Raw genomic sequence first — 16,988 nt, 5'->3', positions numbered from 1 at the left:
ATCACAGCGAAAGCCTGGTGCAACAACCCTAATAATTGGTCTCAAGAAATTCTATAACATCTATCTAGGATTCGAAATCCAAAAGGATGTGGGTACACGGTAGGGGTGCAGCGGCATCCTTTTAAAAAAATTGAGTGCAGCGAAATGCAGTTAAAAGATACAGCGAAACACGGGGCGGACTTTAAAAAAACTTGGTGGATTGCTTTTCAAAGGAACTTAAATTATTTCTGACATTATTTAGACCGCTACCCAAAACTACTGCTTTTTTATTTTGTTAAACTAGGATAACATTTCACATCATGGAGAAAAGAATTTTAGGAAAAACAGATTTAAATATAGCGCCCATTATATTTGGAGGAAACGTTTTTGGCTGGACAATAGATGAGCAAAAATCATTTGAAATTTTAGACCAGTTTATTGATAGTGGTTTCAATTTTATTGATACGGCAGATGTTTATTCGCGTTGGGTACCAGGAAATAAAGGTGGAGAATCGGAAACCATTATTGGCAATTGGTTAAAAAAGCAAAATAAAAGGCATGATGTAATTATCGCAACCAAAGTTGGCTCGGATATGGGCGAAGGCAAATCGCTGAAGAAAGATTATATTATTAATCAGGTTGAGCATTCACTTTCTCGTTTGCAAACCGATTACATCGATTTATATTTTTCTCATTTTGATGATGAGCAAACGCCAGTTGATGAAACTTTAGCTGCTTACGAAACTTTAATTAAAGCTGGAAAAATCCGTTGGATAGGGGCATCAAACTTTTCTGCAGAACGATTAAAGGAATCTTTAATACACTCGGCAGAAAATAATTTACCACGATATGAAGTTTATCAGCCAGGTTATAATTTATTCGATAGAGAAGAATTTGAAAAAGAACACGAAAAAATTTGTTTGGATGCAGGCTTAGGTGTTGTTACTTATTATTCGCTGGCTAGTGGGTTTTTAACCGGAAAATATCGCAGCGAAGCTGATTTAGATAAAAGTAAACGTGGTGGAGGCGTTAAGAAATTCTTAAATGAACGTGGTTTCAAAATTTTAGATGCACTCGATGCAGTTGCAGACAAACATAACATTGAACAAGCATCTGTAGCATTGGCTTGGTTAATTAATCATCCATCAGTTACTGCTCCAATTGCAAGTGTAACCGATTTAAGTCAGCTGAAATCTTTTACAGAAGCTGCAAACTTAAAGCTAACACCAGAAGATATTTCCCTTTTGGATAAGGCAAGTATATATTAGCAGAATAATATTATATTTAAATGCCCGATTAATGAAACATTTTTCGGGCATTTTTGTATTAAATTGGATTTTACTCTACCATGAAAGACAAACTCTCTTTTCTGCCAAAATTAGCACTTGTACTATTCTGCTTAATCAGTTTAACTTACATCGCAATTTTAGGGCAATCCCTTTTAGCACCGCTTCTATTTTCGTTCTTAATGGGGATTTTATTATTGCCTGTAGCCAACTTTTTAGAGCGCAGATTTAAATTTAAGAGAAGTTTATCAACTATTGTTTCGGTAATTTTAATGATTTTGACAATTGGTGGAATTGCCTACTTTTTTGGCAACCAGTTAAGTGATTTATGGGAAGATTGGCCATTGTTAAAAGAAAAAGCAAACGTTTCTTATCACGAATTACAACATTGGATTTCGACAACTTTTAATGTAAATACTGAAAAGCAGCTAGCTTATTTAAATGACAGTACAGAAAAGGCTTTAGCTACCAGTGCAACGATTGTGGCAACAACTTTGGCGACGCTTTCCTCTACATTATTATTCTTGGGTTTTACATTACTATTTACGTTTTTCATTTTAAACTATCGTAGGATATTATTTACATTTTTAACCTCTGTTTTTAAAGAAGAGCATAAAGAAAAAGTAACAGAAATTGTAAATCAGATTCAATACATAATCAAAAAATATATTATTGGCTTGTTTTTACAGATGCTAATAGTAACGATTTTGATGATAGCCATACTAAGCATTCTTGGGGTAAAATATGCGGTTTTATTAGGCTTGGTTGCCGGCATCTTTAACGTTGTGCCTTACTTGGGGATTTTCTTTGCACTTTTAGTAAGCTGCTTAATTACTTTTGCTACAGCCGGGGCTGGCAAGGTTTTACTTGTGCTAGTTGTATTTATAGGTGTGCATGCAATTGATGGTAATATATTGATGCCTTTAGTTGTTGGCTCAAAAGTTAAAATAAATGCTTTATTTGCATTTCTGGGCATTATTGTTGGAGAAATGATTTGGGGTATTTCTGGTATGTTTCTGTGTATCCCATATTTGGCGATGCTAAAAATTATTTTCGATAGAGTAGATACTTTAAAGCCTTGGGGAATTTTAATGGGCGAAGAACACAAACCTGATAAGAAAAAACGTGTTTACCGACTTACCAAGAAGATAAAACTAGAAGAAAAAGATTAGATTTTTCTTAGTGGTTTGGTATTGGTAATTTAGCGCTCAATAAATTTGAAACCATGCCGAATAATCCTATTCCTGCCACTGCACACAATCCTGGTGAAGCATTTAACCGTTTACTTACCGTTTTAGATACGCTTAGAACGCAATGTCCGTGGGATAAAAAGCAGACCATGGAAACCTTGCGCCATTTAACTATCGAAGAAACTTACGAACTTAGCGATGCCATTTTGGATGGTGATTTAGATGAAATCAAAAAGGAATTAGGTGATGTGATGATGCATCTGGTGTTTTATTCTCGAATTGCATCAGAAACAAATGATTTCAACATTGTTGATGTATTGAATGGCGTTTGCGATAAATTGGTAAACCGCCACCCGCATATTTATGGTGATGTAGAAGTACAAAACGAGGAAGATGTTAAGCGAAACTGGGAACAAATTAAGTTAAAGGAAGGCAATAAATCCGTTCTTGCTGGTGTTCCGGCTTCACTTCCGGCGTTGGTTAAAGCATCACGTATTCAGGAAAAAGCCCGCGGTGTTGGTTTTGATTGGGAAGATAAAAACCAGGTTTGGGAAAAGGTTGAAGAAGAATTGCAAGAATTTAAAGGCGAATTTAATGTTGCTGATAATGTTGCTATTGATATAGAAAAGGCAGAATCTGAATTTGGTGATGTGCTTTTCTCTCTGATAAACTACGCTCGTTTTATTAACATCAATCCTGAAAACGCCTTGGAAAAAACCAATAGAAAATTTATTAAACGGTTCCAATATTTAGAAAGCAAAGCCAAAGAAAATGGTAAAGCTTTAGCGGACATGACGCTTGCCGAAATGGATATTTATTGGAATGAAGCAAAGAAATTGTAGCAATGAGTGCAGAAGATTACGCAAATCAACAACCGAAAAACCTAATTAACATTATTACTTTTAATGTAGGGGCAACAAAAACCATTGGTGATGATGGCATTATCCCCTGGATAAATATTGCTCGTGCTAACGAAGAAATTCTGAATTTAATTGATGCTGAGGAAGTTGTAATCGATGAAAAAGAAGTGACCATTGCTCTTGATTATCCTTTACAAAATCCAGAATCATTTTCACTGGAATCTGCAACAGGTTTTACCAGAACACAGTTATTAATCGCTATAAGAGAAAAGTTTTTAGAATTTTCAAAGGTGCAAAATGTTGATATTACTAAAATAGATTTAGTTTCTTTAGATGTTTATAAAACAGAATCAGGTAAAATTGAAATTACTTTGGAGATTGATGTTTAGAAATTTGAGATGCATAGCAAATTTCGTCAATGCGAGGCACAAAGCAATCGCTAATAAAACATTCCATCTACATAGTACCATTTACCATCTTCGAACTTAAAATTAGATTTCTCGTGCAAAACTTCTGTTTGAAACTTCTTATTTAAATAGTAAGCTTTAAACTCAACCTTATCAAATTCGGCAGAAACGATTTCTAATTTTATCCAGTTTGTGTTTTTAGCACTTTTTGTGTATGCATCTGCAGAATTTCCCTTGCGTTTACTAAAGTACGTAGTTTCATAAAGGTATTCCCCTTTAGCCAAAACAAATGCAGAATATCTCGAACGCATTAAAGCCTCGGCAGTTGGTGCATTTTGCATTTTTGAATGGTAAGGTTTGCAGCAATTCTCGTAAGCTAAACCACTTCCGCAAGGGCAAATTGAAATATTCATCGGTAAAATTTAATGGCAAAATTAGAAATTAATATTTCCTGCGCTAAAATTTGCGTAAAATTGCAGTCGAAAATGAGGTATTTCTTTCATATTGCATATCACGGTCAATATTACAGCGGCTGGCAAAAGCAACCAAAAGCTAAAAGCGTTCAAGAGGTTTTAGAAAATGCATTACAGCAAATCTTTAAGTTTCCAGTTCCGATAATTGGTTGCGGCAGAACTGATGCACACGTACACGCCAGTCAATTCTTTTTCCATGCTGATTTTGCCATCGAATTTGATTTTGATTTAATGTTTAGGATGAATAAAATATTGCCTTACAACATTGCCATCTTCGATATTATAAAAATGGAAGGCTTGCCTCATGCCCGCTTTGATGCCGTTCAAAGAAAGTACGATTACTTTTTACATACCTATAAAGACCCATTTTTAAGTCAGCAAAGTTCTTTTTATTTGTTGCCCAAACTTGATATTGTGCAAATGAAGGCTGCTGCAAAGCTATTACCAAAATATAAAGATTATCGACCTTTCTGCACACATCCAGACAAATATGAACACACCATTTGCAATGTTATGGATGCAGATATTTTCGTAAATGAAAGAGGTGATAGAATTCGTTTTCATATTGCCAGCAATCGGTTTTTAGGTAAAATGATACGGATTTTAATGGGTAAAATTCTAAAAATTGGTAAAGGCGAATTAACGGTTTCTGAGTTTGAGCATCATTTAGCAACCTTAGAAATGCCAAAACTTTTAGAGCCTGCACACCCAACCGGACTTTATCTATCAAAAGTTACCTATCCGTATTTAAACTTACCAGCCCGAACACAATTTTTATCAGCTTTGGAAGGCACAAAGTGGATTTCTGTGTAGCGCTGGGTTTTAAAAACGTTCTTTAATTGCAGTGTTTTTGCTTTCTAAGCCTGATTGCAGCGATATCCTTTTTGGTATCACTGTTACGCTGAGCTTGTCGAAGCGCCTTAGACAACGTCCTTCGACAAGCTCAGGATGACAGCTATTAAAAGCGGTAACGTTACCAAAAAGATATAGCGGAAAGCAGGGCAATTATAACCTAAAAGCACCGAACCTTGCCTTTCAAATAAATTATTTAAACCTAATGGCTTTAAGCGGGGAAACTTTGCTGATGAGTAAAGATGGGATAATGAGTACGGTTAAACAAACCACCACTGTAATTACATTTAGCGCAAGTACATCGATAAAATGGAACTCTATTGGTGCGTAAGCGAGAAAATAATTGGCTTGGTCTAACTTAAAAATGTGCGTTGTTTGTTGTAAAAAGCCTAGACCTAAGCCTAAAATATTACCTAACAACAGTCCAATTCCTATTAAATAAGCTGCATTGTATAGGAATATTTTCATGATACTCCAATTGCTTGCGCCAAATGATTTTAACATTCCAATCATATTGGTTCTTTCCAAAATCATAATTAGTAACGCTGTTATCATATTAATTACGCCAACAATTAACATTAATATGAGTAAAACATTTGTATTTACATCGAGCAAACCAAGCCAGGTGAAAATATTCGGGAAGTTTTCCTTAATAGAAAAAGAGCGCAAATTTTGTGGAAGCTGCTCAAAAATATCGTTGGCAACCAACTTTAGGTTATTAAAATCTTTGGTTCTGATTTCTACGCCTCCGATTTCGTTCGGCTTCCAATTATTCAGTCGTTTTACAATGTTCAAATTACCAAGCACAAAACCTTTATCAATATCTTCTACGCCAATATCGTACACACCGACGATTTTAAACTTTCTAGGCCGAAGCTGGTTTTGTACAAAATACATGATAAAATCATCACCTGTTTTAAGTTTTAAACGTTTGGCGGTATAATTAGAAACCAAAAGTTCTTGCATCGCCGCTGTAGAATCAGTAAAATCAATAACTCTACCGCTGATGATGTGTTGCTTGATGTACGTCCAGTTGTAATTTTTATCTACGCCTTTAAAATTTATACCTTCAATTTCTTCGTTGGCCGATAAAATTGCTGGTTTAGTTGCAAACGGATAAAAATATTCGATGTTTTTGTTGCGTCTGAGATTTTTCTCCGTTTCTGAATCGAGAATAAATGGCGAATGCTCAAAAGAATTGTTTAAATCGTAGCGGGTAATTTGTACATCGCCCAAAAAACCTCTAACCTTATCTTGAATTTCGGTTTTAAAGCCCTTTATTATGGCAATAGAAAGTATCATTACAGCCAAACTTAGCATTACACCCGCAATAGCAATCCGTACAATTAGCTTAGAAAAAGTACGTTCTGATTTAAGAGCAATGCGACCGGCTATGAAATATTCGAAATTCAACTTTAATAATTTTATATGCTACAAAAATGCTTAATTACTATTTAAAAATGGCATTTTTGAAGATAAATAACCAAATCAAAAATCCATATTCAATAACAATAATTAAAAAATTGCTAAATTGTTTTGTTTTGAATTAAGAATAGCAAAAACCTATAAAAATGAAAAATTACATCAGCTTTGCTTTATTAAGTGTAATGGCACTTTCAGCTTGCGGACAAGCGCCAAAATCGACCGCAGAAGAAAGCCAGGAAAAAGAAAATATTGAAGTTAGTAATGATTTGCCTGCGAACACAATAAAAACCGGTGCTGAGCAAACCGAAAAATATTTACCCATGCTAAAGGGGAAACGAGTTGGAATGGTGGTTAATCCCACCTCTATTATCGGTAATCAGACTTCGGTAGATAGCTTGTTGAAAAGGGGTATAAAAATTAAAAAAATATTTGGCCCTGAGCATGGTTTTAGAGGTAATGCTAGTGCTGGCGTAAAAGTAAGCGATGATGTTGATGAAAAAACTGGCATAAAAGCCGTTTCACTTTACGGAAAACACAGCACACCAACCAAAGAAGATTTAGCTGATATTGATATAATGGTTTTCGATATTCAGGATGTTGGCGTTCGTTTTTACACCTACATTAATACATTACAACACGTAATGGAAGCCTGTGCAGAAAACAATAAACCATTATTAATTCTGGATAGACCAAACCCAAATGGTTATTTAATTGACGGACCAATTTTAGACCCAAAATTTAAATCTGGGATTGGTATTCAGCCAATTCCGATTGCGCATGGGTTAACAATTGGCGAATATGCACAAATGTTAAACGGCGAAGGTTGGTTAAAAAACAAGGTGAAATGTAAAATCACTGTGATTAAAAATGCAAATTATAACCACGATATGGAATATACCTTGCCAGTTAAACCATCGCCAAATTTGAATACGCAGCAATCGATTTTGCTTTATCCATCTACCTGTTTATTCGAAGGAATTTATTTGAATCATGGTCGTGGTACGCAATTTCCATTTACAATTATTGGTGCACCCTACTTAAAAGGCATTTACAAATTTTCTTACACGCCTACCGGGATAAAAGGCATGGCAGAAACACCAATTTTTAAGGATGAAGAATGTTTTGGTATTGACTTAAGACAGTATGATACATCAATTTTAAGAAAAAAGAAACAAATCAATCTTGGTTGGGTAATCGATTTATACAAAGCTTCGCCTAAAAAAGACGACTTTTTTAATTCAAAATTGAGCAATCAAACTATGCCTGTTGAAAAATTAATTGGCGTTGGAGATTTCAGACAACAAGTTATCGATGGTAAATCCGAAGCAGAAATCAGAGCATCGTGGGAACCTGGTTTAAGTGCTTATAAAACCATGCGTAAAAAATACCTGCTTTACAATTAGTTATTGAATGAATTGCTTTTATTAATGATTGAATTTTGAATGAGTGACTGAATGAATAACCAAACAATAGCTTTAAAAAGATTGTTATTCTAATGATGATAGTTTTTGCAATTCAATCATTCAAAATTTATTCATCAATCATTAAATGTTTGATACTGCGTTTTGCAATTCAATCATTCAAAATTTATTCATTCAATCATTAAAACTATGAGCGGCAGGAAAGAAAAAAGTGATAAACCAGGAAGCAATTATGAGGAAGAAGTACCAAAAGGCAGAGAACCGATAGATAATAAAACAGTTCGAAAACCGAATGATAGCAGTCCTCAAAAACCTGCTAAAACACAAAATCCGGCTAAGCAGCGGGAAAATGAAGAACAACCAGTGCATCCGATAAAAAAAGCGCCTAAGGAATGATAAAAAGCTTTCACAGCAATTCGTGAAAGCTTTTTATATTTAATTACTATTTGTAGATTTTAGGAAAGACAATAAAACCTTTTCATCATGCTCTAAACTCAATTTTCCAATAGCGCTTTTGTTATTCATTTTCTTTAAAAACTTTTCCAGCTTATTTTCTTCAAAAGCAGTAAGTAACAATGGGTAAACATAAGAACTCTTGCAAACCGCACGAGTATTTCCTAGTTTTTTGGCCACACAATCCAACACATTTACAATAGTTTTCTTGGTATTTAGCTTGATGTCTTTATCATTTTTACATTGAGAAAATTGCCTTAATGCTTCTAAAGTTCCACCCCATGTTCTAAAATCTTTTGCGGTGAAATCGCTTCCGGTAATTTCCCTTATATAATTATTTATTTTGCCCGAATCAATGCTTTTATGTTCTTTTCCATTGGAGTAAAATTGAAAAAGATCTTGTCCGGGAATATCTCTACATTTTTTAACCAGCTTGGCTAAGGAGCGGTCGTTGAGTTCAACATTTTGTTTAACACCCTTTTTACCAATAAAATCCATGCTAATTTTACTTCCATTAATTTTAACATGTTTATCTCGCAGCGTAGTTAAACCGAAAGAACCATAAAGCTGTTTATAGTTTTCGTTACCTATACGGATTAAGGTTTTTTGCAAAACATCAACAGAAATTGCCAGCACTTTCCGCTCGTCTAATTCTTTTCTCTTTAAATCTTTAGCAAGCTTTTTCCTTGCTTCTGGTAAGGCTTTTCCAAATTCGTATAATCTAAAATATTTATCATCAGAACGGCGGGAAGTCCATTTTGTATGATATTTATATTGTTTTCGCCCTGCAGCATCTGTTCCTGTTACTTGTAAATATCCGTTAGGTTTGTTACAAATCCATACATTTTGCCATGCAGGCGGAATTACCAAAGCCTTAATTCTGTCCAGGTGCTTTTCATCCTTAACTTTCTCACCATTTTTATCCACGTAGTGGAATTTACCCGGCTTACCTTTTCTGTAAATACCAGGCATAGAATCGGTAACATAAATAAGTCCGCTAGCCTTTACTACATCTTTACCTTGTATCATTTTAACTATAAACTATGGTTTATTTTTTAGTTATTTTGTAAAACCTAACGGGAGCATTTCACGTTAATTTATCAACACAACATATTTCAGATGAAAATAGTTTTTATGGGTACGCCCGATTTTGCAGTTGCTTCTTTAAATGCTTTGGTAGAAGCAAATTTTGATGTTGTTGCCGTTGTTACCGCAGCCGATAAACCTGCCGGCCGCGGACAAAAACTGAGTGAAAGTGCTGTTAAAAAATATGCTTTAGAAAAAGGCATTCCGGTTCTTCAGCCCGAAAAATTAAAAAATTCTGAGTTTTTGGCTAAGCTAAAATCATACAATGCCGAATTACAAGTTGTTGTTGCATTTAGAATGTTACCCGAAGTTGTTTGGGCAATGCCTGCAAAAGGAACTATAAATTTACATGGTTCTTTATTGCCGCAATATCGTGGTGCTGCGCCAATTAATCATGCTATAATTAATGGTGAAAAAGAAAGTGGCGTTACTACATTTTTCTTAACTCACGAAATTGATACTGGTGATATTATTCAAAGCGCTAGTGTTGAAATTACAAATGATGAAACAGCTGGCGATTTACATGATAAGTTGATGATTGTTGGTGCAGATTTATTGGTAAAAACGGTTACCGCAATTGCTGAGGGGAATTTCAAAGAGCAACCACAACCACAGAGCGATGTTTTAAAACATGCACCAAAGATTTTTAAAGAAGATTGCAAAATTGATTGGAATAAAACCTCAAAAGAAGTTTATAATTTAATTCGCGGATTAAGCCCATATCCTACCGCTTTTACATTATTAAATGATAAAACCTTAAAAGTTTTTAAGGCTGAAATTGAAGAAAAGGAACCAGCAATTGTTGCCGGTGGATTTTTAACAGATGGTAAAACCTATTTAAAATTTGCTACAAAAGATGGTTTTATTAAGCTGTTAGATATTCAATATGAAGGTAAGAAACGAATGCTGATTGAAGATTTCTTAAGGGGGATGAGGTTGTAAATTGTTTTCACCACCTAAGACACCTTAGTTCATTTAAGTAAAGCGGTAGAAAAGAATAATTGAAAAATTATTGTTTTTTACCACTTAAGACATCTTCGGGCATTTGAATAAAACTCAGCTTATATTTTCTTAAATGTTTAATTACTACTATTGAGTTTCTCAATTAGGAACTTTGAGACCTCGTTAAAATAGCGTTTGCGACCATAACCCATTACCCATTGTATGCCTTGAGTGGCATTAGTAATGAAAACTTCTTCGGCTTCGTTTAATATTTCGGGGTTAATTTGTGCTTCTACAAAGGTTATATCATTCATCCTTGCAATTTGCATAATGGCAGTGCGCATTATGCCGCTCACACAACCCTCAGTTAACGCTGGTGTGTAAATCTGGTTATCGTACACAACAAAAACATTTGCACTTATACTTTCACACAAAAAGCCATTTTGATTGAGAATCATCGCTTCATCTAACCTGTTTTGGCTTTTAAAAATCCCAGCCATCACATACAACAAGGCATTTGCTGTTTTGTAATTTGATAAGCGATTAATTGGCTTAGTCATTTCATCAAACACATCAATAATTAAACCTTTTGTATTTAGTTCGTAACGATTACTTTTTAAGGGAATACCTTCCAAAATATAGCCCGCTTTATTTAATTCAGGCGTATAAACTCCTGCACCATCCCTGTAAACTGAAAGTCTGAACCTTACATTTCCGTTCCACTTATTACGTTTGCACAGTTCGGCCGTTTTCTGCTTAATAAAATACTCGTCCATCAATGCATGCCCTTCAATTTTGAGTGCTTTCATGCCCGCAAATAACCTATCTGCATGTAATTCTGCAAACTGAAGTTTGTTGTTTATCATGCGCATGCTTTCAAATAAGCCATCGCCGAATTTAAAACTTCGGTTAGATGCTGTTAAAACAGGTGCATCGGCAGCATGAAATTCATCATTAAAGAGTATGTAATGTTGAGCCATATTTTAGGATGTCGCAGTATAATTTTCCCATTTGTTTAATGCAGCTTTAAAATCGGCAGGCAATGGCGATTCAAAGAACATATATTCTTTTGTTGTTGGATGAATGAAACCTAAACTTTGGGCATGTAATGCTTGTCGAGGTAATAATTCGAAACAATTATCTACAAATTGCTTGTATTTATTAAACGTTGTACCCTTCAAAATTTTATCGCCTCCATACATCGCATCATTAAATAAAGGGCGACCAATATGTTGCATATGTGCCCTTATTTGATGTGTTCGCCCAGTTTCTAATTCGCAACTGATTAAAGTTACATAGCCCAATCGTTTTAAAACTGTATAATGAGTTACCGACCATTTTCCCTTCACTTCATCATCATAAATATCCATAACCCTTCTATCTTTTGCGCTTCTGCCAATGTAACCAGTAACCGTGCCATTATTTTCAATATCGCCCCAAACCAAAGCAATATATTTTCTGGTGATACTATGATCAAAAAACTGGCGGGCCAGATGTGTAATTGATTTTTCGTTTTTACTAATCAATAATAAGCCACTCGTATCTTTATCAATTCGGTGTACTAAACCTGGTCTGCCATCATTACCTGGTAATTGCGGCAATTGCTCAAAATGGAAAGCCAAAGCATTTACCAATGTACCTGAATAATTATTAAATCCAGGGTGAACAACCATTCCTGCCACTTTATTAACCACAAGGAGGTCGCTGTCTTCATATATAATATCAAGTGGAATATCTTCAGGATAAACTTCAGTATCTCTTGGAGGATGAGGCAAAACCACAGAAATTTCATCAAGCGGTTTTACCTTATAGCTAGATTTAATTTGTTTGTTATTTACTAAAACATTGCCTGCATCAATAGCATTTTGAATGCGATTACGTGATGCATTCTCTACACGTACCATCAAAAATTTATCAATACGCAACAAAGATTGCCCCTTATCAACAATAATTTTTAAATGTTCATATAACTCCTGCTCCTCAGATTCTTGTATTTCGGCAATATTTTCCATAGTGCAAAAATATGTTTTTAACTGTAAAAATTTTTAGAATGATTTTAGTAACTAAAATACATCAGACATTAAATTTCAAATAGGGGAATTATATGCCCATTAATCAAAGAACTACTCAAACTGTATTACTTCTTTTACAACCATCATGTATTTCTAAAATTTTAGTTTTCAATAAACACTTGTATATTTGTATTATATAACTCTCACTAATTAACGCATTCATGAAAAAAACCGCCATAAATCACTCTAATCAGTATTATTGCAGCAAGGTCTAGATGACCAAGTTGTTATCATTGATAAAATTACTTGCTTCACTTTTGTAAACACTCAACTCAGAAGCAGTTTTGCAGATTAAATTTATATTAACTTTTTAAAAACAATTCGCTAAACTTTAATGTTTGGCTTATTATTTGCTCTTATTGTATCAGTAAAAACAGAATCCTATGAAAAATTTTACCCAAAATGTGAAGATTGTTCTTAATTTCTTCCCTTACTTAGTAAGAAAGATATATTTCAAATAATCATCAGCCTAAAAAACAAAAAAACACTTGCAATTAGCAGGTGTTTTTATTTTACACGTGTTTGATAAAATATACAGTCCGATACAAAAGTTAGAAATTATCCCGTTTAATAATCTTTTTGTTAAACGGGATGATTTGATTGATCCTTTTATTTCCGGAAATAAATGGCGTAAACTTAAATACATTCTTCAAAGAGCAGCCAATGAAAATAAAAATCATTTAGTAACTTTCGGAGGTGCTTATTCTAATCACCTTTTAGCTACTGCATCGGCTGCCGCAAAAGCTGGGTTAAAAGCCACAGCCTTTGTTAGAGGCGAACAAGTCGAAAACGAAATGCTATTTCTTTGTAGCATGTTTGGGATGAATTTAATTTTCACAGATAGAATATCTTACAAGAACAAACAATTCTTGTTTAATAATCATTTTGGGGAGGATAAAAACAGCTATTTCATTGATGAAGGTGGTGCATCTTTAGAAGCAACCTTGGGTTGTACCGAAGTTATCGACGAGCTAACAGATAACTACACGCACATTTTTTGTGCTGCAGGAACGGGAACAACTGCAGCGGGTTTATTAAATGGAATAAATAACCATAAACTTAAAACTAAACTAAACGTAATACCGGTTTTAAAGGGTGGAAATTTTATTAAGGATGATATTTCAAGATACTCTCCTTGTACAGAAAATTTAGTTTTGCATACCGATTATCATTTTGGTGGATATGCCAAAACAACTCCAGAGCTTATAAGCTTTATAAAAAAAATTACTGCAAGCACAGGCTTACTTTTAGATCCTGTTTACACGGCAAAGATGTTTTATGCCATCATCGATTTACAAAAAAACAATTATTTAAAAGCTACAGATAAAATCTTGGCCATACATACCGGTGGATTGATGGGCATTTTTGGAATGAAAGATAAGTTCTAAAAAAATTAGGCTAATTAGTTTAGCCTAATTTTAATTCTATTTATTCCAAAAAAAATGTCTGTATTTTTTAATGGTTTAAAGAAAAGTATCTTTATAAAATGCTTTCCAAGGGGAAATTATAATCTTAAAAATTTAATAATAGTTCTTAGATATATTTATTAATTAAATTCTCCAAATATTCTTGCTTGCCACTTATTACTTTAGGCTCTCCATTTTCGACTGCGTAATTTCTTAAATCTTGCAAGTTTAAATTGCCCTTTTCAAACTCCGCTCCTTTTGCACTATCAAATGAAGAATACCTATTGGCACGAATTTCTTTATAATCTGATTTTTGCAAAATGGCATCAGCAGTAATTAAAGCCCTGGCAAATATATCCATACCACCAATGTGCGCATAAAATAAATCTTGCGGGTCTGTAGAGTTTCTGCGGATTTTGGCATCGAAATTTACACCGCCACCTTTAAAGCCACCACCTTCTAAAATTATCAGCATGGTTTCGGTTAATTCATTTATATCATTTGGAAACTGATCTGTATCCCAACCATTTTGGTAATCACCCCTGTTAGCATCAATAGAACCTAACAAACCACTATCTACAGCAACCTGTAACTCATGCTGAAATGTATGCCCTGCAAGTGTAGCATGGTTAACTTCGAGATTCAATTTAAAATCTTCTAATAAGTCGTATTGTTGCAAAAAGCCTTTTACAGTAGCTGCATCGTAATCATATTGATGCTTTGACGGTTCACAAGGCTTTGGTTCAATAAAAAAAGTTCCTTTAAACCCTTGCTGGCGAGCATAATCTTTCGCTACATGCAAGAATTTCGCTAAATGCTCTTGTTCCCTTTTCATATTTGTGTTTAGCAAACTCATATAACCTTCTCGTCCGCCCCAAAAAACATAATTTTCTCCGCCAAGCGCAATTGTAGCATCTAAGGCTGCTTTTACCTGAGCTGCACCATGAGCCAATACATGAAAATCTGGATTTGTTGCTGCACCGTTCATATAGCGTTTATGACTAAATAAATTCGCCGTTCCCCACAGTAATTTAACACCGCTTTCGTTTTGTTTTTGCTTTGCATAATCAACCAAAGTTGCTAAACGATGTTCGTTTTTAGCAATATCATCACCGTAATCCACAACATCAACATCGTGAAAACAATAATATGGAATCTGCATTTTAGTAATAAATTCAAAGGCGGCGTCCATTTTGTCCTTTGCTCTCTCTACAATATCTTTCTTCTCATCCCAAGGGAAAACATGGGTTGGTCCGCCAAAAGGATCGCTACCATTACCATTAAAAGAATGCCAATAAGCACAAGCAAATTTAAAATGCTCATTCATGGTTTTGCCGGCCACTATTTTATTAGCGTCGTACCATCTAAAAGCCAATGGATTATCGCTTTGTAAACCTTCAAATTGAATTTGATTGATACCTTTAAAAAATTCGGTTTTACCTGTTACTACATTTGTCATCGTATTTATTTAATTCTTTTAATAATAAATTATTCCACTCGTTATAAACTATTTCATATTCGCTGCAGTTTTTTGGTTCAAGCAACGCTATTTTTTCCTGGTTGATAAATGCTTCTTGAAATGTTTTGTAAATCTTCGCCCCTATTCCTGCTCCTAAAGCGGCGCCAACACTTCCATCATTCTCAAAAAGTTCTACCGGTACGCCTGTTACATCTACAAAAATTTGAGCAAATACTTCACTAAGAAACAGATTTGCCTTACCTGCTCTAATAATTGATGGTCTCATGCCAATTTCACGCAGAATATCTAAACCGTAACGAAAGGAACATGCTATTCCTTCTTGTACAGCCCTAAAAATATCTGCTTGATTATGCAAATTAAGGTCAATTGATTTTATTTGAGCACCGGTGTATTTGTTATTAAGCATTCTTTCGGCACCATTACCGAAGGGTAAAACTTTTAAACCTTTGCTCCCTATTGGTGATGATTGCGAAAGGATATTTACCTCATTATAAGACAGCGAAGGTGCAAAATTATGTTTCGCCCATCTATACATACTTCCGGTTCCGTTTATGCACAATAATATACCTGTATGTTTATTTTCAGGGGCATAACTTACGTGAGCAAAACTGTTAACTCTAGATTGAGGATCGTAAACGGCAGATTCATTAACGCCATAAATTACGCCAGAAGTACCGGCTGTGGCAGCAACTTCACCAGGTTTTAAAACATTTAATGATAATGCATTATTTGGTTGGTCACCCGATTTATATGAAATTGGTATCTGGGCATTTAAGCCTAAACGTTTCGCAACATCTGCTTTCAAATAACCATGAACTGAAAATAATGGATAAATTTCTGGAATTAATTTTTCGTCAATTCCGTAATAATTTAATACATCTGCTGATAATTCATCATTTTTAAAATCCCAAAAAATCCCTTCCGATAAGGCTGAAATACTGGTGGTTATTTCACCCGTAAGTTTCATGGCGATGAAATCTCCAGGAAGCATAACTTTATCTATTTGCTCGTAAATTTTCGGCTCATTTTGTTTCACCCACGCTAGTTTTGACGCAGTAAAATTACCCGGAGAATTTAATAGATGCTGTAGAGACTTTTCATGGCCGATGGAATCAAAAGCCTCATTTCCAATATCCACTGCCCTACTATCGCACCAAATAATACTATCCCTTAATACTTCCTGATTTTTATTTACCACAACCAACCCATGCATTTGATAAGAAATACCAATTGCACCAATATCTGCCGGATTGAATAAGTTTGTTGCATTAAGTTTAAGAATGGCCTGCTGAACGTTTTTCCACCATTCTTCCGGAGATTGTTCTGCCCAACCGGTTTTTAAAGATTTTATCTCAGTTTCAGTATCTGGGAATTGAACTGATGCTAAACGTTTCTGAGATTGTGCATCTACAGCAGCAACTTTTATTGATGAAGTTCCAACATCTATCCCTAGTAGCAACATAAAAATAATTTAAAGACGACCTTTATTTAATGGTAGCATAATGTAATATTTAAATTCAGAATTAGCAATAGTTATCGGAAACGTGAAATGCGCTTAAAATAAAAAAGCCCATTGTGTAAATGGGCTTAAATTTCGTGAGGACGCAGTCGGATTCTAAATTTAGAAAAGAGCAATCATCATCACCATTATATTCA

At 34.5% G+C, this 16,988-nt stretch carries 16 protein-coding genes; 9 read left to right on the top strand and 7 right to left on the bottom strand.

Translation table 11 applies throughout. The features are described from left to right. Positions 1–299: 299 nt before the first annotated feature. The 4 genes from QWY86_RS07400 (at position 300) to QWY86_RS07385 (ending at position 3,704) form a co-directional block, all read left to right on the top strand. On the top strand, positions 300–1,247 hold the full coding sequence (locus tag QWY86_RS07400) for an aldo/keto reductase (protein WP_290240372.1): 948 nt from the start codon (positions 300–302) through the stop codon (positions 1,245–1,247). A gap of 80 nt (positions 1,248–1,327) precedes the next feature. After that, positions 1,328–2,437, top strand: coding sequence for an AI-2E family transporter (locus QWY86_RS07395; RefSeq protein ID WP_290240369.1), 1,110 nt, complete (start codon positions 1,328–1,330; stop codon positions 2,435–2,437). A 53-nt stretch (positions 2,438–2,490) separates the two neighbouring features. Then, positions 2,491–3,297 (top strand): nucleoside triphosphate pyrophosphohydrolase, encoded by an 807-nt coding sequence (gene mazG, locus QWY86_RS07390; RefSeq protein WP_290240366.1) that lies wholly within the window; start codon positions 2,491–2,493, stop codon positions 3,295–3,297. A 2-nt stretch (positions 3,298–3,299) separates the two neighbouring features. After that, positions 3,300–3,704 (top strand): hypothetical protein, encoded by a 405-nt coding sequence (locus tag QWY86_RS07385; RefSeq protein ID WP_290240365.1) that lies wholly within the window; start codon positions 3,300–3,302, stop codon positions 3,702–3,704. Positions 3,705–3,754: 50 nt separating this feature from the next. Here QWY86_RS07385 and QWY86_RS07380 read toward each other — a convergent pair whose 3' ends face one another. Further along, positions 3,755–4,135, bottom strand: coding sequence for a YchJ family protein (locus QWY86_RS07380; RefSeq protein WP_290240363.1), 381 nt, complete (start codon positions 4,133–4,135; stop codon positions 3,755–3,757). A gap of 12 nt (positions 4,136–4,147) precedes the next feature. On the opposite strand from QWY86_RS07380, the gene QWY86_RS07375 reads away from it, so the two are divergent. Then, positions 4,148–5,008, top strand: coding sequence for a tRNA pseudouridine synthase A (locus QWY86_RS07375; RefSeq protein WP_290240362.1), 861 nt, complete (start codon positions 4,148–4,150; stop codon positions 5,006–5,008). Between the two features lie 231 nt (positions 5,009–5,239). On the opposite strand, the gene QWY86_RS07370 is transcribed toward QWY86_RS07375, so the two are convergent. After that, positions 5,240–6,460, bottom strand: a complete 1,221-nt coding sequence (locus tag QWY86_RS07370) for an ABC transporter permease (protein WP_290240360.1) — start codon at positions 6,458–6,460, stop codon at positions 5,240–5,242. Between the two features lie 158 nt (positions 6,461–6,618). Here QWY86_RS07370 and QWY86_RS07365 point away from each other — a divergent pair, with 158 nt between their 5' ends. Continuing rightward, complete coding sequence (locus QWY86_RS07365; RefSeq protein ID WP_290240358.1) at positions 6,619–7,875, top strand: exo-beta-N-acetylmuramidase NamZ family protein; 1,257 nt, start codon at positions 6,619–6,621, stop codon at positions 7,873–7,875. A 207-nt stretch (positions 7,876–8,082) separates the two neighbouring features. Then, positions 8,083–8,289, top strand: a complete 207-nt coding sequence (locus QWY86_RS07360) for a hypothetical protein (protein WP_290240356.1) — start codon at positions 8,083–8,085, stop codon at positions 8,287–8,289. A gap of 39 nt (positions 8,290–8,328) precedes the next feature. Here the strand turns inward: QWY86_RS07360 and QWY86_RS07355 are convergent, their stop codons facing one another. Continuing rightward, on the bottom strand, positions 8,329–9,375 hold the full coding sequence (locus tag QWY86_RS07355) for a DNA topoisomerase IB (protein WP_290240354.1): 1,047 nt from the start codon (positions 9,373–9,375) through the stop codon (positions 8,329–8,331). 90 nt (positions 9,376–9,465) lie between these two features. On the opposite strand from QWY86_RS07355, the gene fmt reads away from it, so the two are divergent. Then, positions 9,466–10,374: a methionyl-tRNA formyltransferase gene (gene fmt / locus QWY86_RS07350; RefSeq protein WP_290240352.1), complete on the top strand. Its 909-nt coding sequence runs from the start codon at positions 9,466–9,468 to the stop codon at positions 10,372–10,374. Positions 10,375–10,511: 137 nt separating this feature from the next. Here the strand turns inward: fmt and QWY86_RS07345 are convergent, their stop codons facing one another. Both QWY86_RS07345 and QWY86_RS07340 read right to left on the bottom strand, forming a co-directional pair. Continuing rightward, positions 10,512–11,354, bottom strand: coding sequence for an aminotransferase class IV (locus QWY86_RS07345; protein ID WP_290240350.1), 843 nt, complete (start codon positions 11,352–11,354; stop codon positions 10,512–10,514). A 3-nt stretch (positions 11,355–11,357) separates the two neighbouring features. Further along, the gene (locus QWY86_RS07340; protein ID WP_290240348.1) at positions 11,358–12,386 is read right to left on the bottom strand and encodes an RluA family pseudouridine synthase; all 1,029 of its coding nucleotides are present in this window, start codon (positions 12,384–12,386) and stop codon (positions 11,358–11,360) included. 548 nt (positions 12,387–12,934) lie between these two features. Between QWY86_RS07340 and QWY86_RS07335 the strand changes: the two genes are divergently transcribed. After that, positions 12,935–13,834 (top strand): 1-aminocyclopropane-1-carboxylate deaminase/D-cysteine desulfhydrase, encoded by a 900-nt coding sequence (locus QWY86_RS07335; RefSeq protein WP_290240346.1) that lies wholly within the window; start codon positions 12,935–12,937, stop codon positions 13,832–13,834. A 145-nt stretch (positions 13,835–13,979) separates the two neighbouring features. On the opposite strand, the gene xylA is transcribed toward QWY86_RS07335, so the two are convergent. Beyond that, entirely contained in the window at positions 13,980–15,311 is a 1,332-nt protein-coding gene (gene xylA, locus QWY86_RS07330; protein ID WP_290240344.1) for a xylose isomerase, read from the bottom strand. Further along, a complete protein-coding gene (locus tag QWY86_RS07325; protein ID WP_290240342.1) occupies positions 15,289–16,794 on the bottom strand; it encodes a xylulokinase in 1,506 nt (501 codons plus the stop codon). Before QWY86_RS07325 ends, xylA begins: the two co-directional genes overlap by 23 nt. Positions 16,795–16,988 lie beyond the last annotated feature (194 nt).

This window comes from Pedobacter aquatilis (genome assembly GCF_030409415.1).
GTDB classification, from domain to species: domain Bacteria; phylum Bacteroidota; class Bacteroidia; order Sphingobacteriales; family Sphingobacteriaceae; genus Pedobacter; species Pedobacter aquatilis.
This window is presented reverse-complemented; position numbering and strand designations above follow the sequence as displayed.